The organism is Peribacillus asahii (genome assembly GCF_003570725.1).
In the GTDB taxonomy this organism is placed as follows: domain Bacteria; phylum Bacillota; class Bacilli; order Bacillales; family DSM-1321; genus Peribacillus; species Peribacillus asahii.
In genome coordinates this window covers 199219-221218 of record NZ_QWVS01000016.1, presented here as the reverse complement: position 1 = coordinate 221218, position 22000 = coordinate 199219, and the positions used below count along the sequence as shown (strand labels likewise).

Sequence of the window (22000 nt, the reverse complement as noted above, 5' to 3'; positions counted from 1 at the left end):
AATCCCACTGCTTCAGCTGTGGGAGCAGTCAATAGAACCAGAGTATGATGCGTGTTCACTTTAGGATTGATGTCTGATTGTTGTGGCGGTACCATTCCAGCAATGGCTCGCAAAATAGCTATATCAGAACTCAAAAAATACACATCTTTCACTTTACTAATAAAGCGAGCGGTTGGATGGTCTTCAAAGATTGGTTTGAGATGCCAAAATATTTCTTCCTTACCAATAGATTGACTTCCATCAAACCCAATACTCTCGCCGTCATCCATAAATAAATCTGCCATTCCGCGAGCACTGCGACTGTTCCACGCATCTAAAAGCTGTTTATAAATAGCTTTTACTTCAAATGCTTTGTCCATAATCATCCCCCTTAAAGTCTCTGCTAAATACTTACGACTACTATCATCATAACCAATCTCATGGCGATATTGTAAACAAAAGTTGATATTAAATTTATGTTCATTCAGTATCATGGCAATTGAATACTTTAAGGAGGTTTCATTGTGAAAAAACTGCTATATCCAATTACAGACTGGGTTTCAACAAAGCGTGGAATGTGGATCACGATTATTGTCTGGCTTCTCCTGATGATTGGCTTAAGTGCCGGTCCACAGCTCGGCGACTATAAAGTAACCAATTTCCAGGCGCTTCCCGATGAGGCGAAATCCATAATAGCTGAACAAAAAACGGAAGAATTATTCCCTAATAATCAAGGCACGCCCGGAATCCTTGTATTCCATAATGAAAATGGCGATGTCAATATCGAAGAAGCTAAACAGATATTAGACGGAATTCTTGCTGAAGATATTAAAGGAATTAAATCAATCGTCGATATCAACAAACTGCCCCCGCAAGCGCTAGAGGGCTTTATCTCTAAAGACGGAACAACAATGATTGTGCCGATGGAGCTGGAAAATGGACTTGGCAACAGCCAATATTCCAAAATAAATGACCAGGCTTCTAAAATTGGTAACAAGATTGCCAAGACGCTCGATAGCACTAATTTTTATATAACTGGCCCGGCAGGAATTGCGGGAGATACTGTCAAGCTGTTTGAACAAGCGGACTTTGTTCTACTGTTTGCCACGGTTATCATTATTTTAGTATTACTTATCGCGATCTACCGCTCACCATTACTTGCCTTCATACCGCTGCTAGCTACGGTTATCGTTTACCAAGTTGTAAATCAAAGTGTGGCTTTAATGGGTGCCGGCGGACTTGAGATCAATAACTCAACAACCTCAATCATGAGCATCTTATTGTTCGCAGCCGTGATTGATTACTCATTGTTTGTTTTCTCCCGCTACCGCGAGGAACTCAACCGTTATGAAAGCAAATACGAAGCGATGAAACATGCAATGCGCTCCACTGGAGAACCTGTATTGTTTGCAGGAGGAACTGTGCTGGCTGCGATGCTTATCTTATTCTTCGCCGATTTTCGTGAGTATCAAAACTTTGCTCCAATCTTCGGAACAGCCATGTTCTTTATCATGCTAGCCTCCATCACGTTGGTGCCTGCATTATTTACGCTGTTCGGTCGAAAAGCATTCTGGCCTAAAGTGCCGAAGTACGGACAAGAAAAAGAAGTCAAACATGGTCTCTGGGGACGGATTGCCAAGCTCGTTGTTAACAAGCCCGGCCTATCAGGTGGAATCGTTGCAATCTTCATGGCGATAACCGCTTTTAATGTTCTGAACCTTGATTATGAATTCGATACAGTGAAAAAATTCCCTGAAGACCTGCCATCGCGTGTAGGCTATGAAATTGTCGAAGCTCGATATGACAAAGGGGAGCTTGCACCATCTACCCTGCTTATCGTCAGCGATAAAGCTATGACAGAAGACGATACAGCAACGGTAATCGAAAAACTGCAAGACTTTGATGAAATTGCCTCTGTCCGCACGACAGCAAAATCTGAGGATTCAAAGGCAGCGAAAATGAGCGTAGCCTTAACAATGAATCCATACTCTACAGAAGCAATTGACTTCATACAGGAATTGCGTGAAAAAACACCAGAGATACTAGAAGAGCTTTCAATAGATGGCGAAGCTTATTACAGCGGAGTCACTGTAAAATTAGTAGACGAGCGCGATGTAAATAACGGCGATATCGTTAAGATTGTAATATTGGAAACCCTTCTAATTCTGGTGCTGTTATTCGCTCTTACCCGCTCATTTAAGATGCCGATTTATATGATGGCGACGATTTTGTTCTCCTATGTATCTGCCTTAGGTCTTGGAATTTTTCTCGTCGATATCTTGTTTGGCTATGATGCAATCAGTACCCGTGTGCCAGTCTATGCCTTCATCTTCCTTGTGGCATTGGGCATCGATTATAACATTATCCTTGTTTCACGCTTTATTGAGGAAAGGAAAAAACATAAGGTCAAAGAAGCTCTTGAAATCGCAATTCGCAACACCGGCGGGGTCATTTCATCAGCTGGTGTCATTTTGGCCGCTACATTTGCAGCTTTGACAACGATGCCGATTGCCGACCTGTTTGTTTTCGGATTTATGGTAGCTGTAGGCATCCTGCTTGATACATTCCTTGTTCGCGGAATGCTTCTCCCTTCATTGATATTGTTATTTGAAAAAGATAAGGAAAAATCTCATAATAGTCTATAGAAATACAGAGGGGTCTCCCCTCTGTATTTCTACTTGTAAGGAGGTCCGTCGATGAAAATACTCGTTGTAGATGATGATATCTACATTCAGCAGCTTGTATTCATTCATTTAAGTCGTGAAGGCTATCAAGTATACCGAGCTAATAATGCTGAAGAGGCATTAGTCTTTTTAGAAGAACAAACCGTCGATTTAGCCATTGTCGATGTGATGATGCCGGGGATGGATGGCTTTGAATTGACCAAGCTATTGTCAGATGACTTCCAGATACCGGTCATCCTGCTTACTGCCAAAGGACAGCTGGACGATAAAGAACGAGGCTTTTTATCTGGTTCGGAAGACTATATTGTAAAACCTTTCGAAGTGAAAGAATTGCTATTCCGTGTAGCCGTCGTTTTAAGACGCGTTGAGCGAGCAATGGATACGGTAATCAAAGCTGGAAATCTTATAATGGACCGCAAAAGCTTTGAAGTGGTGATCAATGAGGAAACTATTCTTTTCCCTCTAAAAGAGTTTGAATTGCTAAGCCTTCTCGCTGCACGTGTTAATAAAATTACACCTCGTGCTGCCTTGATTGAACAAGCATGGGGAATCGATTATGAAGGCGGCGAACAAACGCTTAATACACATATCAACCGCGTCCGGGAACGCTTAAAAAAATATGAAGCAACGGTGGAAATTCAAACTATACGCGGAATCGGCTATAAGCTTGAGGAAATGAAATGAAGACTCTTTATCGGAAATTCATCGTTGCAACACTTGTCATTTTAGTTATAAGCAGTGCCATCGGTTTTACATTAGCTAACTTCGTCTACACGACCTTTACAAAAGAAAAAATTGATCAGCAACATGTGGCGATTGCCCAGGAAATCGCATCAGGTCTTGAGAAAATGCATTCATCTAGTTCTTCTTTTAATTCCTATTTAGAATCCATGGGCAATCTTGGCTATCAAATTTATGTGGTAAATGAATCGGGTGAAGAAGCTTATTTCGGCCAGCCTTTTACGAAAAAAGTGCTTCCAAAAGAAGCAATGAAGGTGCTTGAAGAAAAAGAAATCTATCATGGAATGAATAATTTTTCCGATGAGCTTCTATTGATGGGGCATTTCTCAAACGACTTAAAAAATACAGTCGGCGTTCCAATCACCATGAATGGACAGCAATACGGCCTATTCCTGCGCCCAAATAACAAACTGCTTTTTTCAGATATGCATATGATTCTCGCAGGATTCCTTGTCGCAATTACCGCTGTCAGCATCATCGGGGTAATCTTGTTTGCCAAGCACCTCATCCGGCCGATTACAAAGTTAACGGAAGCAACCAAAGAGATTACCCGTGAGAACTTTAATTACCCTTTAAAAATCGAGCGCAAGGATGAGATTGGCCAGCTGGTAGAAAGCTTCAACACGATGCAAAGGCAATTACAGCATAATGATGAAGCCCGCAAAGCCTTCATCAGCAATGTATCTCATGACTTTCAGTCGCCGCTGATGAATATTCAAGGATATGCCGAACTGCTAAAGATACAAGAATTAACAGAAAGTGAATGCAGCGAATATGTACAAATTATCGACGATGAATCAAAGCGGCTTTCAAATCTTACGAAACAGCTCTTGCTCTTAACCTCTCTTGATCAGAAAGCCTATCCAATGAAGCTTTCGGAAGTCAAATTGGATGAACAAATCAAACAAACGATACGCCGATATCAATGGCGGCTGGAGGAAAAGGAAATCGAGGTCTCCTATAAACTTGCCCCCGTCCGTTTCAAAGCTGATCCTGAGCTTATGGTTAACGTATGGGATAATTTGCTGACAAATGCGATAAAATATAACCCTCATAGGGGCAGTATCTGGATTAGTCTAGCCCAAACTGAATCTGGCATTAAGCTTATTTTTAAAGATACAGGAATAGGGATAACTGAGGAGGCACTCCCTCAAATTTTCGATCGATTTTACCGTGTCGACTCGGCCCGAAAAAAAGATGGAACAGGGCTTGGCTTGGCCATCGTTAAGCAAATTATCACCTTACATGGAGGAGAAATCATGGTCGACAGTAAGGTGGGTGAAGGAACAACGTTTACGATTTCTCTCCCTCATATAAAAGGCTATGTATAACAAAGCCACATAAAAAACAAGAAGCCCATTCATCTCCCACTTTCCTTTAGCTTGCTATCGCATTGCTACTGCTTGAAGATGGGAGTCTCCTTGTCTAAAAAGATAAAATCCTAATTCTCCTTAATCATCCCCTCCTTGTAATAGAATGTCCTCATTAATGGTTAAGTTTCAACTCTAAACATAACAACATTAGACATCGATAAGCTTTTTATTATCTGAAGAGCCTAGATATAGTTTATACTTAATATGGAAATTACTTTTTTAAATACGGGAGGCTATTCGAAATGTTGAAAACGCATACATTATTCGCTTGCTTCAGCGGCCAAGATGGACGTATGCACCATGGATAACAGCAAACGTCCTTATTACGGTTGGTATATTGTTTTATCTGCCTCCGTCATTGTTTTGCTTACGATGGGAATGCGGATGGGAATTGGACCTTTTATGGAGCCAGTTATGGTTGATTTAGAATTGTCTCGAACGGATCTTTCCATCATCGTTGCTATTGGGATGATTGTTTATGGAATCGGGATGCCCCTAGCAGGAATGCTTTTGAAAACCTTTAGTACCCGTTTCGTAATGTTAACAGGATTAACCGTCGTATGTTTATCCATTGTGTGGACGGTTAATTCAACAGGGAGCGTCTCTTTTCTGCTTTCTTTCGGTATTTTCCTCTCACTCGGGCTTGCTTTTTTAAGCAATATATCGTTATCGCCTATCGTTAGTAAGTGGTTTGTTCGCCAAAGAGGGAAAGCACTGTTTTATTTAACGACAGGCGGAATGGCTGGCATCGCTGTTATGACACCCCTTGAAACGTGGTTAATCCACCTTGTCGGCTGGCAGCAAACTCTCCTTATATTCGCCGGAGTGTTCATTTGTATCGTTCTCCCTTCAGCTATCTTTATTATACGAGAAGATGTTCCTAAAGAGGCAGATGGTGCAGGAGCTGCAGGTAATAAAGGAAGGCAGGAGGCCCCCTCTGATATTACATGGAAAGATGCCGTGAAGACACGGGCTTATTGGCAGATTGTACTCGGATTATTCGCCTGTGGATTTGGAATGAATCTTTTAGGTTCCCACGGAGTTCCTATGTTGATGGATCATCATTATGAACCAATGGTTGCTTCATTTGGTGTTGGGATGATCGGAATTGTCGCAATATTCAGTTCCCTGTTTTTAGCACAGCTTGCTGACCGTTTCCCTCGAAAAAACATTTTGTTTTTAGTCTATTTTGTGCGTGGACTAGGGTTCCTAGGTTTAGTTTTAGCAACTACGAACTGGCAGCTCTTTTTTGTCGCCATTACTGGCGGATTAGTATGGGCGGGATCCATTGCCATGTCGACAGCCATTTTAAGTGATTTATATGGAGTTCGTTTACTTGGAATCTTAAATGGTTGGGCTTTTTTTATCGGACATCAAATTGGAGCAGCATTAGGTTCATTCCTTGGCGGTTGGGGATATGAAATGTTCGGTACTCATTTATTTTCATTTGGCATTGCTGGACTGCTTGGGATTATTGCCAGCTTCGCGTCCATTACACTTCCTCAACATCTATCATTCTCTAAGCAACTGGAGCTGGATAAACAGCGTGCTTTAACCAAATAACCAGTAAGCTGACAATCATTTGTATAGCGATTGTCAGCTTTTTTAATTGGAGATTAACTGTCGAGCTATTGTTAAGATTTCGCAGATCCCTTTTCCGTATCGGAATCCGGATTGGATCTTTCTACTATTTGAGCTAATTCCCCTGTATCCCCTTTTGCATTAATAATTTCAAATAGTTGATTTAAGCCCTCGCTAATTTGTTCATCATTATCTTTCATCACGCAACCTCCCTCTTATCATTACTATTATCATTTTCCAATTCATCAGTAATATTCTAAGATTGATCTAGACCAATCTTAGAGGTGCAAGTCATATATAGCATCGAGAAAAACTTCACATAGAAAATTAAGCTTTTTTGCTGTTAATTTTTAGGTAAAGTTGTATAATCAATCATTAACTACGTTTGAAAGGTTGTTTGTAATGAGCTATTCGAAAATCTACATAATGCTTATTGGAATCATGGTTTCTTGGGGGATAAATGTATCTGTTCTGAAGGTTTTAGTAGCGCATACTGATGCTGTGACTATGACTTCCTTAAGAATCTTTACAGCTTCCCTGGTTGTCTTTATTGTCCTTTACTTCCTTGGTAAAATTCGTCTCCCTAAAAAATCCGAACTCTTCTATGTTTTCGGAGGAGCTCTTTTAAGTGTCGTTTTACACCATTACTTCTTAGCGGAAGGATTAACGAAAACCTCAGCTACGAATACCGGATTGATTTTAGGTATGGGACCGCTGTTGACAGTTATTTTATCTATGTTATTTTTTCGTAAAAAGCCGTCGTTCATTCGTTTAGTTGGTTTTATTTGTGGTGGTGTAGGCGTTAGTTTCACAGTTCTAGCTGGAGGCAATGGGGTTGATTCTATTAATCTAGGAGATGTGGAGATTTTACTCTGTATTCTTTCACAAGCGTTAAGTTTTATTTTAATTAATAAAGCGGCCCAAACGATGGATCCACGCCTTTTGACAGGCTATATGATGCTGATTGGATCTTTTCTTCTTTTCGCCATTAGTTTATGGAAGGAACCAGAAGGCTTAGCATCACTCGCTTCTGCTCCGCCTGTTTTCTGGGCAGGATTCTTCTTCTCAGCTGTGATTGCCACCGGAATGGGACATCTGATTTATAATTATTCCATCGGCCAAGTTGGAGCGGCAGAAGCGTCTATATTTTTGAATTTAAATACCTTTTTTTCCTTAGTTGGGGCAGCTATTCTTCTTAATGAAACAATTGTACCAGCCCATTTCATCGGTCTAGTCCTCATTGTTACAGGAGTATTGCTTGGCTCAGGGACATTAGAAATGTGGATGCTTCAGAGGAAAAATAAAAATGTATCGGCCTAATAGAAAAGTCTCAAATTGTTAGATCCACCTAACAATTTGGGGCAGCAACATCGCCGCTAAGAGTCCAATTCACTTCTTCCAACGCTTTATCCCCGTTCTATTTGTTTAATGATTTTTGCAGGATTTCCACCTGCCACCACATTATCTGGCACATCTTTTGTTACGACTGCACCAGAAGCGATAACGACATTATTCCCTATTTTAACTCCAGGATTGATAACAGCTCTCCCGCCAATCCAGACATTGTAACCAATATGTACGGGCAGTCCGTATTCTGCACCTAATATTCTTTCAGTTGGATCTAGCGGATGCGTCGCTGTATATATGTGTACACCTGGTGCAATCATACAGTTATCTCCTATCCGAATTTCACAAACATCCAAAAAGACACAATCAAAATTAGCATAGAAGTTCTCTCCAACATGGATGTTGTAACCATAATCACAACGAAATGTTGGTTCTATGTATAGATTTTCCCCAGTCGAACCAAACAGTTCTTTTAATAGTTTCGTTCTTTTATTGTCATCCGTTTCGATTGTCTGATTGTATAATCTAGTTAATCTTCTAGCATTCAGTCTTTCTTGTAGTAATTGTGGATCGGCTGCATGATAAAGTTCACCATTCAACATTTTCTCTTTTTCGGTTTTCATTACTTTAGAACCTCCTTATCAATTTGAATTAACCAATCATTTCTAAAAAGTTCTTTCCAAGTATATATTCCTTTTCGTTATCAGGAATTTGAAGTGAATCAATCCAATCTTTCTTTGCCGAATAGTCATATTCATTAAATGTTTTCATTCCATATGGCCCGTCGCAGCCATAAAGAACTTTACGATACCCTAAAGATTCCACAGCTTTCTTTACAAGAGATGAATTAAGATAATCACTAGATGTATCGACAAATACATTGGGTTGGTCCTTAACGTATTTCCATAGTTTTTTCCAAAAGGGAAGACCGGCGTGAGCATAAATTAATTTAAGTTTAGGATAATGTTCAGGTAAATATTTATAAGAGTCTCGTTCTGAAGATAAATGAATAATCATGGGGATGCCTTTTGATTCACACATAGCCGCAAGTGGATCGAGCGCTTTAATACTATATTGATGCATGAACGGATGAACTTTCACTCCAATAAAATTAGGTTTATGAAGATATAATTCTACTTCTTCCATGGATACGGGAATCATGGGGTTTACTGTTACCCAGCCTAGAAATCGATTGGGAAATCGATCAATGGCAGCCGCAACTATATCATTATTCGGCTTAGTGAAAATCTTGTATGAATTTCCGTAAAGTTTCAAATAGCCATCCTTTACTAAACCATCATAAATTTTGAGTCCAATTTGAGGGGCATGCAGTATGAGAGAGCGGAATAAACGTTGTACATTATGCTGAAAAGCACTATTCACTTCAAACATGGTTTCGTTCATGGGGGCAATTAGAGCTGTTTTAGTTACATTATTTTTATCCATACCCTCTATCATTTGTTCTAGAGTCAACATCGTTTCATCTACATGAAAATGGCAATCCACAATCATTTTAATCCGCTCCTTCGAATTCCTTTATCGGCGTGATTTCGTGAATGCACCGTCTTCAGTTCTTCTTTTTTCACTTGGCGAGATCCCAATCGATTAGTCAGATACATGAACTAAAGGCCATATACGAACGTCTATCTTTTTTGAAAAATGCAAGATAGGCTGGTCACTTTCAACCTGAATCCCCTGCTCGGATAGCATCGTATTCTGACTAAATTCTGCCTCTGCATGCTGCAGTAACCAAGGCTGATGTAGAATATCGCAGCGAAGCGGTACCCCCTTTTTGTTTAGGGTATAAAGACAATAGCGCTCAGACATCCACTCATCGAAAGAGCCTTTAGCTGCGTGATAGGGCTCTGAGATTGGCCTATAGCTGCATACAAATTGCGCATCATCACCACTTCGCCTCTTGCTTTCATAGCCTATGCTAGCCCCGTTACGCTTCACTGTCATATCAGCATACACATATGGCAAGTGGTAGAACGTTTTGGCCCCCCACACCGCAAGCTGGTTGGCAGCATCTAGACTAAAGAAGTACACCCCGGGCTTGCCATCAACGGTTACATACGTCCGAACGTTGAGCTCGGGAAATCGATCCGTTCCAGGAATAGGCGGCAAGCCTCGCATTCGAATACCTGTCATATGAAACGGAACAACACCAATCCAGCCCATACCGTTAAAGGAATCCAACGGCAGCACATTAGGTACCAGCGTTTGTAAAACTTCAAGTTTAATCGGATAATGAGCAAACAAAAGATCATTCCAGGTCTGCTTCATAATCCACGGCAAATTAGGCAGCGGCCATAGACGATGACCGTCATCCCTTGAAACTTTTTTCAAGTCCATATGTTCTTCCATGCCTATCCTACCTCCATTTCCAAAATTACATTTTTTACCTATCAGTATACCATAGATGTGAGTATAGTTTTCTTCTCTCTTTTGTGCAATAATCTTTATGGATTATGGATATAATTACCAATACCAATAAAACTCAGTATTTTAAACAAAATAAAGCATAATGGCGTTAATATTTAAACTTTTCATTACTTAATTTCGATAACAATGTTACAGTTAGAAAGAAACTTTAAAAATGAGCAGGTGAAATCCATGATTGAAGTAAAAACCTCTGCACTAAGTGATGGAGAATTGAATAGAGGGGTATTCGCTACACGCGATATAAAAAAAGGCGAGCTTATACATGAAGCACCGGTCCTCCCTTACCCTAACGACCAGCATGAACATATCGAACAAACATTGCTCGCTGATTACGTTTTTGAGTATGGGATTAATCATACTGCGATTCTTCTTGGCTATGGAATGCTTTTTAATCATTCGTATGAACCGAATGCAACGTATGAAATTAATTTTGACAATCACACGTTTGACTACTATGCGTTCACAGATATAAAAGCAGGGGATGAGATTCTCATTAACTATAATGGTGATGTCGATAACAAAGATCCTCTATGGTTTAATGAAGAACAAGATTGAACATCAGGCGCCTTCTCTCGTAAAAAAGAGAAGGCGCCTGATTTGTTATTAAAGGACGCCTCTAAATAAGTAAATTTAAGAAATAACTAGTATTTAAAGGAAAACTATCCTTTATGTCGAAATTAAATAAATAAAGGGGATGGACCCAAATGAATAAAGTTGATTTATTAAAAGCTTTACGTAATTCCAGTCGAGGTAATTTTTTTGCAACAGAGATTCCAAAGGCTACAAAAGAAGATGAAAAAAAGATTGAAGAATTGCTTGCAGAATTAGCAAGCGAAGGAAAAATCAAGTTAAGAGAATGTATACAACGAGAATATTCCGTTTATTTACATGGAATAATTAAGTATGCATCCGAATAATCGGTTGCTTTTTACGACATGTGAGTTCCTTCATCTTTAACAAATAAGAAAGGCTGTTACAACAGCCTTTCATCCTAATACGACCTTACAAACAGTAGATTTTTTATAGTTTCCTCATAACAAAATCATGTTGTAAACGTTCCTCTAGTTTTTCTAAATTCCCGCCATTTCCTATAAAAATATTGAATTTATCAGCCATTAACTTTCCAGAGTTTTTGTTAATATGCTTAACTTTAAGCAAGGTATTCACCTTCACAATATCAGGAGTTACATCCCTACGGTGTAATTTACCCGGAACTTTCGCCCACAATTTTTCCCAATCATCCAATAAACCCACTTCTTCAAAATAATGTTTTTGCAGGCCGCATAACCAAGCGATACAAGAAGTGTTCCGCTTCTGACAACCTTCCCCATCCTTTAAGAATTCACATCCCCGACAGCAGGAATTTCCACTTCTAATACAGACGCTGCAAATTTCATTAGCCCCAATTTCTTCAAACACTTTTAACCCATACTGGATGAGATGCTCTTTTTTCATTTCAATACTCATTGTTTTCTCCCACTTTACTTGGTTGATAAAGAGATTTAATATTTAGTATCCGTCAACTTCCTCTTTATATTAGTTTGACACTAAATTTAACAATCCACTCTCTACTAACCTAAGTTGCTTACACAGATTGTCATTAATTATGTTTGTTATGAATTTCTTTCTCATACTTGAGCATATTAAAAACGATATTATTTGAAAGCGAGATGAAATAAGCAATGTCTAAACAACAAGGTGTGCAAAATAGCAATCAAACGAGAGAGCAAATCGAAAAACATGATAAAAGAAATGATGTTGAACTAGGTAGTGAATATCAAATTGGAAACACAAGTTCACAAAGTCAGAAAAAAAGCGGACGTCAAGCAAATAAAAAATAACCTCGTCTTCGAGGTTATTTTTTTAATATATCGAATAATACCTTCAACTTCTCTTATTTAACGATCAGCTTCATTATTATGGCTGTAGGTGTCCTATTTATGACAACTTTCTTCCGCTATATAACAAAGACAGTAAATGTAAAGAGAGTATTAGAGTAATTGGCGAAATTCCGTCATACAAAAGAGGAATCATGCCGATTTGTTGAAGAATCGTGCGGATTTTATAAAAAGTCATGCGAATTCGTCGGAAAATCATGCCAAACTCATAAAAAATCGTGCCAATTCACTTACTAGTATCCATAAAAAGAAGCTGCTCCATTTTGAAGCAGCTTCTGCTTTATTTTATTTAGACATTAAATCAACAAGTACCGCTTTTTGTGCATGAAGTCGGTTTCCAGCTTGGTGGAAGATAACAGAGTTTGGTCCATCAATCACTTCTGTTGTTACTTCTTCTTCGCGGTGTGCTGGTAAGCAGTGCATGAATAAGTAATCTGGTTTTGCATGTTTCACTAATTCTGCATTAATTTGATAATCTTTAAATGCTTCTAAGCGAATGCTGTTTTCTTTTTCTTGCCCCATAGAAGTCCAAACATCAGAGTAGATAATATCTGCACCTTGGATTGCTTCTTGTGCTGAGCTTGTCACAACGATTTGGCAGCCATTTGCTGCTGCTTCTTTTTGAGCAAGAGCGACGATTTTCTCATCTGGTTTATAGCCGTCTGGACAGCCGATTGAGAAGTCCATGCCCATTTTCGCACAAGCGACCATTAAGGAATGGGCCATATTGTTTCCGTCCCCAATATAGCTCATTTTTAAGCCTTTTAACTCACCTTTAAGTTCTACAATCGTTAACAGGTCAGCAAGCACTTGGCATGGATGAGCCAAATCTGTAAGACCATTAATAACAGGAATGGTAGCTGCCCCAGCTAGCTCTTCGATTTTCTCATGTTCAAATGTACGAATCATGATGCCATCTACATATTGTGAAAGAACTTTTGCTGTATCAGAAATCGTTTCACCACGGCCAATTTGAATGTCATTGCTGCTTAAGAATAAAGCGTGACCGCCTAATTGCAGCATTCCTACTTCGAAAGAAACCCGTGTACGAGTGGAAGATTTCTCAAAAATCATTCCAAGTGTTTTCCCTTTTAATGGAGCGTATTCTTCACCAGCTTGTAATTTCGCCTTAATGTCTTGTGCTAATTGTAATAGCCCAGAAATGGTTGACGAAGATACATCAGCAATCGCTAAAAAATCTTTGCCGTTAATAATTTTTTCTTCTTTGTTGACTTGTAGCGTGTTCATACGTGTGATACCCCTTCCTTTTTCAGCCATTCTTGAAGTGGTGTAACATCAAAGTCTAAATTCGTTAATGATTGAAGATACGCTTTGTATGTTTCTTCTTGAGTAAAAGCAAGCAAGCGATATTTCGCTGCCATTAATCGCATCTTTTTATCTTCTTCTGTTGATCCGTATGCTAATACGACCCCAGCATCTTTCTCTTTAATCCATGCTTCAAAGTCTGTATCGGTAATTGTAAGACCAGCTTTCACCGTCACATCAATTAGCTCTTGGCTTAATTGTGCCGATGCTGCTTGGAATACACCTGTTTTATGCTTTGCTTTTTGAGCGTGGAATACTTTCGCTAAAGATTCTGGCATTGAGCTTGCAATCGCAATTCCTTCACCAGTGGACTTCATTTCTGGTCCTACTTTTGAATCTAATCCGCTTAAAGCAAACGTTGAAAATACCGGATATTTCACAACAGAATACGGAATGTCTTCCATTAATCCTGTTTTCTCAAATACGTCTGAAAGCTTATACGTACCAAGCAATACTTTCGTTGCTACTTGAACTAATGAAACACCTGTCACTTTGCTGATGATTGGAATGGTCCGGCTTGCACGTGGATTTACTTCCAGTACATATACTTTCTCTCCATCAATCACAAATTGAATGTTCATTAACCCATTATAACTAAGCTCATTCACGATACGCTTCGCATAATCGACCATTTTTTCTTTCGTAGCTTGTGATAAAGTTTGAGCTGGTAAGAACGCCATACTGTCTCCTGAATGGACACCGGCTTTTTCTACATGCTCCGCAACGATTGGGACATAAATATCAGAGCCGTCTGCAATTAAATCAATTTCTGCTTCTTTCGCAGGAATATAAGAATCAATTAATACAGGATAAACAAGAGCCACACCATTCTCAATGCGATTCAATAAGCTTTCTTTTGAACGAATGATTTCCATTCCTTGACCACCGATTACGTAAGATGGTCTTAATAAAACTGGGAAACCAATTTCTAAGGCACTTTCGATTAATTCATCAATGTTATTGGCCATCGTACCAGGAACGTGAGGAATATCGAGCTTTTGAAGCAATTGATAGAAACGATCGCGGTCTTCTAATTGATCCAACGTATCAAACGATGTACCAAGCAGATTCACACCGTATTCTTCAAGCCCTTGAGCTAAATTAATTGCAGTTTGACCGCCGAATTGAACAATAACATCTTCAATACCTTCCGCTTCAATGACATTCATGACATATTCCAGCGTTAAAGGCTCAAAGTATAAACGATCTGCTGTAGCAAAGTCCGTACTTACTGTTTCAGGGTTGTTATTAATCATAATTGTTTCAACATCTTCACTTTGAAGCGCGTAAACCCCATGAACCGAGCAATAATCGAATTCAATTCCTTGCCCAATTCGAATTGGACCGCTGCCGATCATTAATACTTTTTTCTTATCCGTTTTCACTTGTTCGTTTTCACCGAAATAAGTGGAATAATGATAATTGGTATGTGATTCAAATTCCGCTGCACATGTATCAACTGTTTTATAAACCGCTGTTACACCAAGCTCTTTACGATACGCTCTTACTTCTTGTTCGGACTTATTCCATACAGAAGCAAGATAACGGTCAGAGAACCCTTTTTCTTTATATACTTGCATTTCAGCCTTCGTCACATCTTGCAGTGACTGCGCGCTAATTTGTTTTTCCGTTGCAATTAACGATGCAAAGGAGTGTAAGAAGAAATAATCAATCTTCGTTGCTTCATGAATTTCTTCCATTGTGACACCTTTTCTAAGCATCTCAAAAATAACAAAAATTCGTTCGTCTGATTTCTCAGCAAGTTTTTCCCATAGCTCAGGTACTGATACATCAGCAAGGGATTTCAGTTGTAAACCTAATGTTTTTAACTCTAGAGAATCAACTGCCTTTTGAACGCCGCCCTCAAAGTTACGATGCAATGCCATAACTTCTCCAGTTGCTTTCATTTGAGTACCTAGTTTACGCTCTGCTGTTACAAATTTATCAAACGGCCAGCGCGGGAATTTCACAGCAACATAATCAAGAGCTGGCTCAAAGCTTGAGTACGTACTCTTTGTAACTGGGTTGATTAGCTCATTTAAGTTATAACCTACCGCAAGTTTTGCTGCGATTCTAGCAATTGGATAGCCTGTCGCTTTAGAAGCAAGTGCTGACGAACGGCTAACTCGTGGATTCACTTCGATTAAATAATATTGTTTGCTGTTTGGATCAAGCGCAAACTGAATGTTACAGCCTCCGATAATCCCAAGAGCTGAAATAATTTTAATAGAAGCCGATCGCAACATTTGGAACTCATCATCCGAAAGAGTTTGCGAAGGTGCCACAACAATCGAATCTCCTGTATGAATGCCGACAGGGTCGATGTTTTCCATATTACAAATTGTAATACATGTATTGTTTCCATCACGCATTACTTCATATTCCACTTCTTTATATCCAGCAATGCTTTTTTCAATTAAACATTGCGTAATTGGGCTTTCTTGTAAACCGCCGCGAACAAGCTCTTTAAATGCATCCATATTGTCAGCAATTCCGCCGCCTGATCCGCCAAGTGTATAAGCAGGACGAACGATAATTGGGAAACCAATTTCTTCAGCAAAAGCAATTGCTTCTTCCATCGTGTGAACAATCGTGCTATCTGGCACAGGCTCATTGATTTCAAACATCAATTGACGGAATAATTCACGGTCTTCCCCTTTTTTGATAGAATCAATCGGCGTTCCAAGTAATCTCACATTATATTTTTCTAAAATGCCCGCTTCATCTAATTGATAAGCTAAATTCAAACCTGTTTGACCGCCGAGTGTCGCAAGCAGACCGTCCGGCTTTTCCTTTGCGATAATCTTCTCTAATGTGTCAACTGTCAGCGGTTCGAAATAAACAGCATCTGCATTAATTTCATCTGTCATAATTGTTGCTGGATTATTATTAACAAGGATAACTTTGTATCCTTCTTCTTTCAGGGCTAGACAAGCTTGAGTACCTGCATAATCAAATTCTGCAGCTTGCCCAATGACAATTGGCCCTGAACCGATGACTAAAATCGTTTGTATCGTGTTGTCTTTAGGCATATACTTTCTCTCTCCCGCTATATTCATTGATTAGTTGCAAAAATTCATTAAAATGTACAGAGCTTTCAGCCGGTCCTGGGTTTGCTTCTGGATGGAATTGAGTCGTAAAGATTGGAAGTTCTTTATGCATAACACCTTCTACCGTTCCGTCGTTTACATTTTTAAAACGAACTTCTAGCGACGTTCCTTCAAGGCTCGCTTCATCTACTTCATAGCTATGATTTTGTGAACTCATATACACTCGGTTCGTTTGTAAATCTACAACTGGTTGATTCGCACCGCGATGTCCGAATAGCATTTTCTTCGTATCTCCGCCAAAAGCTAAAGATGTTAATTGATGACCGAGACAAATCCCCAATGTTGGATAGCTCGAAATCACTTTCTTAATATTCCCTAGTAAGTGAGTTAACTGTTTCGGATCTCCAGGTCCATTCGATAATAAAATACCGTCTGGATTTAACTCTTTTACTTGTTCATATGTTGTATCAAACGGAACAACCGTCACACGGCAGTCTTGATTAAGCAATGAATCTAAAATCGATTTTTTATAGCCAAAATCCATCATGACCACATGCTTTTCGCCATTTCCATAGCTAACGATTTCTTTTGTTGATACTTCCGCTACATATACATCAAGATTTGTTGTACATGACTCAAATGTATACTCTGCTTCAGAGGTGACGGCTGCTTCCATCGATCCTTCTTTACGAATATTTCTAACGACCGCTCTTGTATCCACATGGCTTAGAAGTGGAATATTCCATTTATCTAAGTACTCTTTCAATGAATACTCCGCTTGATAATGAGAGTGATGCATATTGCCTTCATATACAATAACTCCTGCTACGTGCGGCTTTTTGCTTTCAAAATCATATTCATTAATCCCATAGTTTCCGACTAATGGGTACGTAAATACAATAATTTGGTCCTTATAAGAAGGATCCGTTAATACTTCTTGATAACCTGTCATACCTGTAAAAAAGACAATCTCACCTGTGATTGCTTTTGTATTAGATTTTGTTAGTAGCTCACCTTCAAAGGTGGAGCCATTCGCTAAATGAAGATAGTTTTTCATCTTTTCACCTCTATAGATGATGCATATTTATATACAGAATAGCATTTTTATTCATTTTTATCTATAAAAATTCATATAATTTCAAACATTTATTATACTGACAATACTTTGCCAATTTTCTCTACAGCTAGATCGATTTCTTCTTTGCTTACTGTTAAAGCTGGCAATAAGCGAAGAACATTAGGTCCCGCAGTCAACACAAGCAATCCACCTTGCTGCAATGCTTCTAGCGTAGACTGTGCTTCATGTGTTAACTCAATACCGATCAGCATTCCAAGTCCGCGTACTTCCACTACTTGCTTGCTGCCTTGCAGTCTCTTTGTTAACTCACTCATTAAATAATGTGCTTTCTCATTCGTTTCTTGTAAAAATTCTAGTGTGAAAATTTCATTTACTACAGCTTCTGCAGCAGCGATACAAACTGGATTTCCACCAAATGTAGAACCGTGACTACCTGGTCCAAAGTATTCCGCCAACTCTTCTTTTCCGATTACCGCTCCAATTGGAAGACCATTCCCTAATCCTTTTGCTGCTGTGATAATATCAGGCTTCACATCGAAATGTTGAAATGCAAACGGTTTCCCTGTTCGACCGATTCCTGTTTGAATTTCATCAATAATAAGAAGGGCTCCATGCTTTTCACATTGCTCTTTAATAGCATCTAAAAATGCTTGCTCTACAACGTGGATACCGCCTTCACCTTGAACGACTTCAAGCATAACAGCCGCTGTTTCATTGTCCACAGCCTTCGCTAATGCTTCGCAATCATTGTAAGGAACATAGTCAAATGTTGATAACATTTCACCAAAACCTACTCGAACCTTTTCCTGTCCCGTCGCAGCCATTGTAGCAAAGGTGCGTCCATGGAAAGACTGCAAGCAAGTGACTACTTTTGATTTGCCTGTTGCTTTACGAGCTAGTTTAATCGCTCCTTCATTTGCTTCTGCCCCGCTGTTTGAAAAGAATACACGTCCAAGTCCCGTTACATCTGTTAACACTTTTGCTGTACGTTCTTGTGCAGAGCTTTTAAACATATTGGAAACATGCCAGTATTTCTCCAATTGATTCGCTACAGCACTTTTTACTTTTTCATGACCATGGCCAAGGTTTAGAACGGCAATGCCGGATGTAAAGTCTAAATATTGTTTTCCTTCTGTACTAATTAACCAAGAACCTTTCGCTTGTTCTGGTTCAATCCCCCATCTTGCATAAGTTGGAAATAATGAGCTCACTTTTATACCCTCTCTTTTTGACTAAATTTCGTTCCAATGAATTGATTGTGTTCATAAAAAGCTTCTTTTCCGCTCACAATCATCACTTCTTTAATTCCTTTATTTAAAACCGATAATGCTGTATTTACTTTCGGAATCATCCCGCCATAAATACTGCCATCCTCGATTAAAGCATTCGTTTCATCTTCTGTTAACTCTTCAATAACTTGCCCGTCTTTCAGAACGCCTTTTACGTCTGTTACGAATAAACACATCTCAGCATTTAATGCCTTAGCTACTGCACCAGCAGCCATATCTGCATTGACATTTAGCTTTTGTCCGCTTGTTGTTGTTGAAATTGGTGTTACGACTGGGCAAAATCCTTTTTCAAATAGCATTTCCAGCAATTCTGGATTTACTTGTTCAATTTCTCCTACAGCGCCTAGAGCGGCTTGATCAATAAAACTGCCAGTTAGCATTCCTGCATCAGAACCGTTTAAACCGACCGCTTTAATTCCATGCTGTTCGAGTTTATGAACTAATATTCTATTAGACTTACCAGCTAGCATAAGCTCAACGATTTCTAATACTTCATCCGTTGTTTTTCGCAAGCCTTTTTCGAAAACTGGTTCAATCTCGCACTTTTCAAGCATCGAATTAATATCTGGTCCACCACCATGAACAAAGACAACTTGATACCCTTCACTTTGTAGTTTTTTTACACTTGTAAAAAAAGATTCCGATAACTCATCAATAATGCTTCCGCCGCATTTTATGACCAACACGCTCATTCTTCAGACACTCCTTATGATCGATAACTTCCATTAATTTTTACATATTCATATGTTAAGTCACAGCCCCATGCCGTTCCTGATTCTGTTCCTTCTTTTAAATATACATTAATCGTAAAACTGTCTTGCTCTAGATACACTTTTGCATCTTCTTCTGAAAATGCAACTGGTTCCCCGTCTTTTAGAACGACAATGTCGCCAAAAGCAATCGTTGCTTCACGTGGATTAAATGTCACACCGCTGCGTCCCATAGCCGCAATAATTCGACCCCAGTTTGCATCAGCACCATAAGCGGCCGTCTTCACTAGATTCGAACCAACAATCGTTTTCCCCATCATTTGTGCTTCCGGTTTCGTTTTCATTCCATGAACGTTTACTTCGATTAACTTCGTCGCACCTTCGCCGTCTTTAGCAATCTTCTTCGCTAATGTTTCCGCCGTTTGTTTTAACATTTCAATAAATACAGGCCATTCAGGATGTGTGCTCGATAATGGCTCATTTCCAGCCTCTCCATTAGCTAAAACAAGAACCATATCATTTGTTGAACAATCGCCATCCACTGTAATTTGATTGAATGTGTCGTTCGTTACTTCTCGTAATGCTGCATGTAAATCTGTTGATTCAATCACCGCGTCTGTTGTAATGAATCCTAGCATTGTAGCCATATTCGGATGAATCATTCCTGATCCTTTAGCCGCGCCGCCCATCGATACTTTTTTGCCATCAATGATTGCCTCATATCCACAATGCTTTGATACTAAGTCCGTTGTTAAAATAGCTGTTTCAAAACTCTCTGCTGATACACGCTCCGTTGTTGGATTCAACGCTTGAATGCCGTTCGCTATTTTTTCCATATCTAATAATTCACCAATAACTCCAGTTGAAGCAACTGCAAATAAATGCTCAGATACACCAAATTTTTCAGCTGCAAGCTTTCTCATTTCATAAGCATCCTTTAACCCTTGCTCTCCAGTACAAGCATTGGCGCAAGCACTGTTTACGATAATTCCATGAAGCTTTCCTTCTTGAGAAATACTATCTTTCGTTACCGCAATTGGAGCTGCTTGAACAATATTTTTTGTATACACAGCTGCGCTTGAAGCTGGTGTTTCTGTATAAATTACACCGACATCTTTCTTCTCATAACGTAAACCCGCATGAGCACCGTCCGCTTTAAACCCTTTAGGCGTTAAAATATTTCCTTCATTTACTTGTTTTACTACTTCAACTGGTTGTAATGTTTTCATTGTTTTCCTCCGAAATTATTACGGATATAATGGAGCACTCCATAATCCCGCTGTTTCTTTTAATCCCATTAAAATATTTGCATTTTGAATAGCCTGACCTGCAGCACCTTTTACTAAATTATCGATTACAGACACAATCGTCACTCTGCCGGTTCTCTCATCATAATCGACACCAATATCACAGAAATTAGAGCCGTATACTTGTTTCGTTGAAGGGAATTGACCTAACGGTTGAATTCGTACGAATGGATGATTTGCATACACCGTTTCAAATAGATCTCTCAGTTCTGCTTTCGTTGTTTGTCGATTTACTTTCACATACATCGTTGCCATAATTCCTCGCGTCATCGGCACAAGATGCGTATTAAACGTAATCGGCTTTGTATCCGCAAACCAACGTCCAAGCTGCTGCTCGACTTCCGGGATATGCTGATGTTGATTTACTTTATAAATTTTAAAATTCTCATTCATTTCACTGTAATGTGTCACCGCTGTTGGCGATTTTCCAGCACCGGATACGCCGGACTTAGCATCAACAATTACATCTTCCCCCGTCGCCCAGCCTTCAGTGAATAAAGGAGCTAAGCCTAAAAGTGTCGCTGTTGGATAACAACCTGGATTCGCAATAATATCTGCCTGCTCGATTTGTTCTTTATTCCATTCAGCCAAGCCATATACTGCTTTTTCAATTATATGCTGTGGTGCCGGTTCTTTCTTGTACCACTGTGCATATTCTCCTGGTGTTTGTAACCTCAAATCACCGGATAAATCGATGACTTTTATATTCAAATCACAAAATTCGGAAATTAATTTAGACGATACACCAGAAGGAGTTGCTAAAAATACAATATCTGATTTTTTAGCAATCGCTTCGGCGTCAATCTCTTCTAATTTATAATCCATATGCATTAAATGTGCATTCTCTTCATATATATTTCGGCCAAATTGGGAAGAAGTATGCAATGAAGCAATTTCCAAATGAGGGTGGTTCCCTAAAAACCGGATTAATTCTAGACCACCGTATCCAGTGGCGCCTACTATTGATACGTTCAAAAAGACCAACTCCTATACTCATAAATCCCTGTCATTCTTTGATTCTATTATTATATGACTGAATAAAAATAAAATCAAATGTATTTTTATAAAATTGTATAAATGATTTCGAATACACAAATTTAATGAAGAAATCGTAACAGATAGTTGACTATGTATCTTTTTTCCGCTTAAATCAATGGTAGGAATAGTAAAGCAGGCAGTATAAAGGTGGTTT

General features: G+C 39.2%; 21 protein-coding genes. 8 read left to right on the top strand and 13 right to left on the bottom strand.

Features of this window, described 5'->3' with window-relative positions; translation table 11 throughout:
* The coding region (locus tag D1953_RS10715) for an SgcJ/EcaC family oxidoreductase (protein ID WP_119117173.1) at positions 1 to 359 on the bottom strand (359 nt) is incomplete at its 3' end.
* 144 nt (positions 360 to 503) lie between these two features.
* Here D1953_RS10715 and D1953_RS10710 point away from each other — a divergent pair.
* The 4 genes from D1953_RS10710 (at position 504) to D1953_RS10695 (ending at position 6340) form a co-directional block, all read left to right on the top strand.
* Positions 504 to 2624, top strand: a complete 2121-nt coding sequence (locus tag D1953_RS10710) for an MMPL family transporter (protein WP_119117172.1) — start codon at positions 504 to 506, stop codon at positions 2622 to 2624.
* A 51-nt stretch (positions 2625 to 2675) separates the two neighbouring features.
* The gene (locus D1953_RS10705) at positions 2676 to 3347 is read left to right on the top strand and encodes a response regulator transcription factor (protein ID WP_119117171.1); all 672 of its coding nucleotides are present in this window, start codon (positions 2676 to 2678) and stop codon (positions 3345 to 3347) included.
* Positions 3344 to 4735 (top strand): sensor histidine kinase, encoded by a 1392-nt coding sequence (locus D1953_RS10700; protein ID WP_119117170.1) that lies wholly within the window; start codon positions 3344 to 3346, stop codon positions 4733 to 4735. Before D1953_RS10705 ends, D1953_RS10700 begins: the two co-directional genes overlap by 4 nt.
* A gap of 342 nt (positions 4736 to 5077) precedes the next feature.
* A complete protein-coding gene (locus tag D1953_RS10695) occupies positions 5078 to 6340 on the top strand; it encodes an MFS transporter (protein ID WP_119117169.1) in 1263 nt (420 codons plus the stop codon).
* 71 nt (positions 6341 to 6411) lie between these two features.
* Here the strand turns inward: D1953_RS10695 and D1953_RS21245 are convergent, their stop codons facing one another.
* The gene (locus D1953_RS21245; RefSeq protein ID WP_182480571.1) at positions 6412 to 6558 is read right to left on the bottom strand and encodes a hypothetical protein; all 147 of its coding nucleotides are present in this window, start codon (positions 6556 to 6558) and stop codon (positions 6412 to 6414) included.
* Positions 6559 to 6760: 202 nt separating this feature from the next.
* Here D1953_RS21245 and D1953_RS10690 point away from each other — a divergent pair, with 202 nt between their 5' ends.
* Positions 6761 to 7678, top strand: a complete 918-nt coding sequence (locus tag D1953_RS10690) for a DMT family transporter (protein WP_119117168.1) — start codon at positions 6761 to 6763, stop codon at positions 7676 to 7678.
* An 86-nt stretch (positions 7679 to 7764) separates the two neighbouring features.
* Here D1953_RS10690 and D1953_RS10685 read toward each other — a convergent pair whose 3' ends face one another.
* The 3 genes from D1953_RS10685 to D1953_RS10675 all read right to left on the bottom strand — a co-directional run bounded on the left by D1953_RS10685 (position 7765) and on the right by D1953_RS10675 (position 10072).
* Positions 7765 to 8328 (bottom strand): sugar O-acetyltransferase, encoded by a 564-nt coding sequence (locus D1953_RS10685; RefSeq protein WP_119117167.1) that lies wholly within the window; start codon positions 8326 to 8328, stop codon positions 7765 to 7767.
* A 28-nt stretch (positions 8329 to 8356) separates the two neighbouring features.
* Positions 8357 to 9217, bottom strand: coding sequence for an amidohydrolase family protein (locus tag D1953_RS10680; protein ID WP_119117166.1), 861 nt, complete (start codon positions 9215 to 9217; stop codon positions 8357 to 8359).
* Positions 9218 to 9310: 93 nt separating this feature from the next.
* Positions 9311 to 10072 (bottom strand): YqjF family protein, encoded by a 762-nt coding sequence (locus tag D1953_RS10675; protein ID WP_119117165.1) that lies wholly within the window; start codon positions 10070 to 10072, stop codon positions 9311 to 9313.
* 249 nt (positions 10073 to 10321) lie between these two features.
* Here D1953_RS10675 and D1953_RS10670 point away from each other — a divergent pair, with 249 nt between their 5' ends.
* Entirely contained in the window at positions 10322 to 10705 is a 384-nt protein-coding gene (locus D1953_RS10670) for an SET domain-containing protein (protein ID WP_119117164.1), read from the top strand.
* A 149-nt stretch (positions 10706 to 10854) separates the two neighbouring features.
* The gene (locus D1953_RS10665; protein ID WP_119117163.1) at positions 10855 to 11067 is read left to right on the top strand and encodes a hypothetical protein; all 213 of its coding nucleotides are present in this window, start codon (positions 10855 to 10857) and stop codon (positions 11065 to 11067) included.
* A 103-nt stretch (positions 11068 to 11170) separates the two neighbouring features.
* Here D1953_RS10665 and D1953_RS10660 read toward each other — a convergent pair whose 3' ends face one another.
* Positions 11171 to 11617 (bottom strand): DNA mismatch repair protein, encoded by a 447-nt coding sequence (locus D1953_RS10660; protein WP_119117162.1) that lies wholly within the window; start codon positions 11615 to 11617, stop codon positions 11171 to 11173.
* A 215-nt stretch (positions 11618 to 11832) separates the two neighbouring features.
* On the opposite strand from D1953_RS10660, the gene D1953_RS21240 reads away from it, so the two are divergent.
* A complete protein-coding gene (locus D1953_RS21240; protein WP_164853129.1) occupies positions 11833 to 11991 on the top strand; it encodes a hypothetical protein in 159 nt (52 codons plus the stop codon).
* 342 nt (positions 11992 to 12333) lie between these two features.
* On the opposite strand, the gene argF is transcribed toward D1953_RS21240, so the two are convergent.
* From argF to argC, 7 genes are all read right to left on the bottom strand, one after another.
* Positions 12334 to 13296: an ornithine carbamoyltransferase gene (argF, locus tag D1953_RS10650; RefSeq protein WP_119117160.1), complete on the bottom strand. Its 963-nt coding sequence runs from the start codon at positions 13294 to 13296 to the stop codon at positions 12334 to 12336.
* The gene (locus D1953_RS10645; protein WP_119117159.1) at positions 13293 to 16406 is read right to left on the bottom strand and encodes a carbamoyl-phosphate synthase (glutamine-hydrolyzing) large subunit; all 3114 of its coding nucleotides are present in this window, start codon (positions 16404 to 16406) and stop codon (positions 13293 to 13295) included. The genes argF and D1953_RS10645 overlap by 4 nt, the downstream gene beginning before the upstream one ends.
* Positions 16399 to 17481, bottom strand: coding sequence for a carbamoyl phosphate synthase small subunit (locus D1953_RS10640; protein WP_119117158.1), 1083 nt, complete (start codon positions 17479 to 17481; stop codon positions 16399 to 16401). The genes D1953_RS10645 and D1953_RS10640 overlap by 8 nt, the downstream gene beginning before the upstream one ends.
* A gap of 92 nt (positions 17482 to 17573) precedes the next feature.
* Complete coding sequence (locus tag D1953_RS10635) at positions 17574 to 18713, bottom strand: acetylornithine transaminase (RefSeq protein WP_119117157.1); 1140 nt, start codon at positions 18711 to 18713, stop codon at positions 17574 to 17576.
* Between the two features lie 2 nt (positions 18714 to 18715).
* A complete protein-coding gene (gene argB / locus D1953_RS10630) occupies positions 18716 to 19483 on the bottom strand; it encodes an acetylglutamate kinase (RefSeq protein WP_119117156.1) in 768 nt (255 codons plus the stop codon).
* Between the two features lie 14 nt (positions 19484 to 19497).
* Positions 19498 to 20730 carry a bifunctional ornithine acetyltransferase/N-acetylglutamate synthase gene (gene argJ / locus D1953_RS10625; RefSeq protein ID WP_119117155.1) on the bottom strand — a complete coding sequence of 411 codons (1233 nt, stop codon included), beginning with the start codon at positions 20728 to 20730 and terminating at the stop codon, positions 19498 to 19500.
* An 18-nt stretch (positions 20731 to 20748) separates the two neighbouring features.
* A complete protein-coding gene (argC, locus tag D1953_RS10620; RefSeq protein ID WP_119117154.1) occupies positions 20749 to 21783 on the bottom strand; it encodes an N-acetyl-gamma-glutamyl-phosphate reductase in 1035 nt (344 codons plus the stop codon).
* Positions 21784 to 22000: the final 217 nt, after the last annotated feature.

Coding starts and splice junctions, on each gene's coding strand:
- D1953_RS10705 (WP_119117171.1), top strand. CDS start 2,676: ATGAAAATACTCGTTGTAGATGATGATATCTACATTCAGCAGCTTGTA.
- D1953_RS10700 (WP_119117170.1), top strand. CDS start 3,344: ATGAAGACTCTTTATCGGAAATTCATCGTTGCAACACTTGTCATTTTA.
- D1953_RS10695 (WP_119117169.1), top strand. CDS start 5,078: ATGGATAACAGCAAACGTCCTTATTACGGTTGGTATATTGTTTTATCT.
- D1953_RS21245 (WP_182480571.1), bottom strand. CDS start 6,558: ATGAAAGATAATGATGAACAAATTAGCGAGGGCTTAAATCAACTATTT.
- D1953_RS10690 (WP_119117168.1), top strand. CDS start 6,761: ATGAGCTATTCGAAAATCTACATAATGCTTATTGGAATCATGGTTTCT.
- D1953_RS10685 (WP_119117167.1), bottom strand. CDS start 8,328: ATGAAAACCGAAAAAGAGAAAATGTTGAATGGTGAACTTTATCATGCA.
- D1953_RS10680 (WP_119117166.1), bottom strand. CDS start 9,217: ATGATTGTGGATTGCCATTTTCATGTAGATGAAACGATGTTGACTCTA.
- D1953_RS10675 (WP_119117165.1), bottom strand. CDS start 10,072: ATGGAAGAACATATGGACTTGAAAAAAGTTTCAAGGGATGACGGTCAT.
- D1953_RS10670 (WP_119117164.1), top strand. CDS start 10,322: ATGATTGAAGTAAAAACCTCTGCACTAAGTGATGGAGAATTGAATAGA.
- D1953_RS10665 (WP_119117163.1), top strand. CDS start 10,855: ATGAATAAAGTTGATTTATTAAAAGCTTTACGTAATTCCAGTCGAGGT.
- D1953_RS10660 (WP_119117162.1), bottom strand. CDS start 11,617: ATGAGTATTGAAATGAAAAAAGAGCATCTCATCCAGTATGGGTTAAAA.
- D1953_RS21240 (WP_164853129.1), top strand. CDS start 11,833: ATGTCTAAACAACAAGGTGTGCAAAATAGCAATCAAACGAGAGAGCAA.
- argF (WP_119117160.1), bottom strand. CDS start 13,296: ATGAACACGCTACAAGTCAACAAAGAAGAAAAAATTATTAACGGCAAA.
- D1953_RS10645 (WP_119117159.1), bottom strand. CDS start 16,406: ATGCCTAAAGACAACACGATACAAACGATTTTAGTCATCGGTTCAGGG.
- D1953_RS10640 (WP_119117158.1), bottom strand. CDS start 17,481: ATGAAAAACTATCTTCATTTAGCGAATGGCTCCACCTTTGAAGGTGAG.
- argB (WP_119117156.1), bottom strand. CDS start 19,483: ATGAGCGTGTTGGTCATAAAATGCGGCGGAAGCATTATTGATGAGTTA.
- argJ (WP_119117155.1), bottom strand. CDS start 20,730: ATGAAAACATTACAACCAGTTGAAGTAGTAAAACAAGTAAATGAAGGA.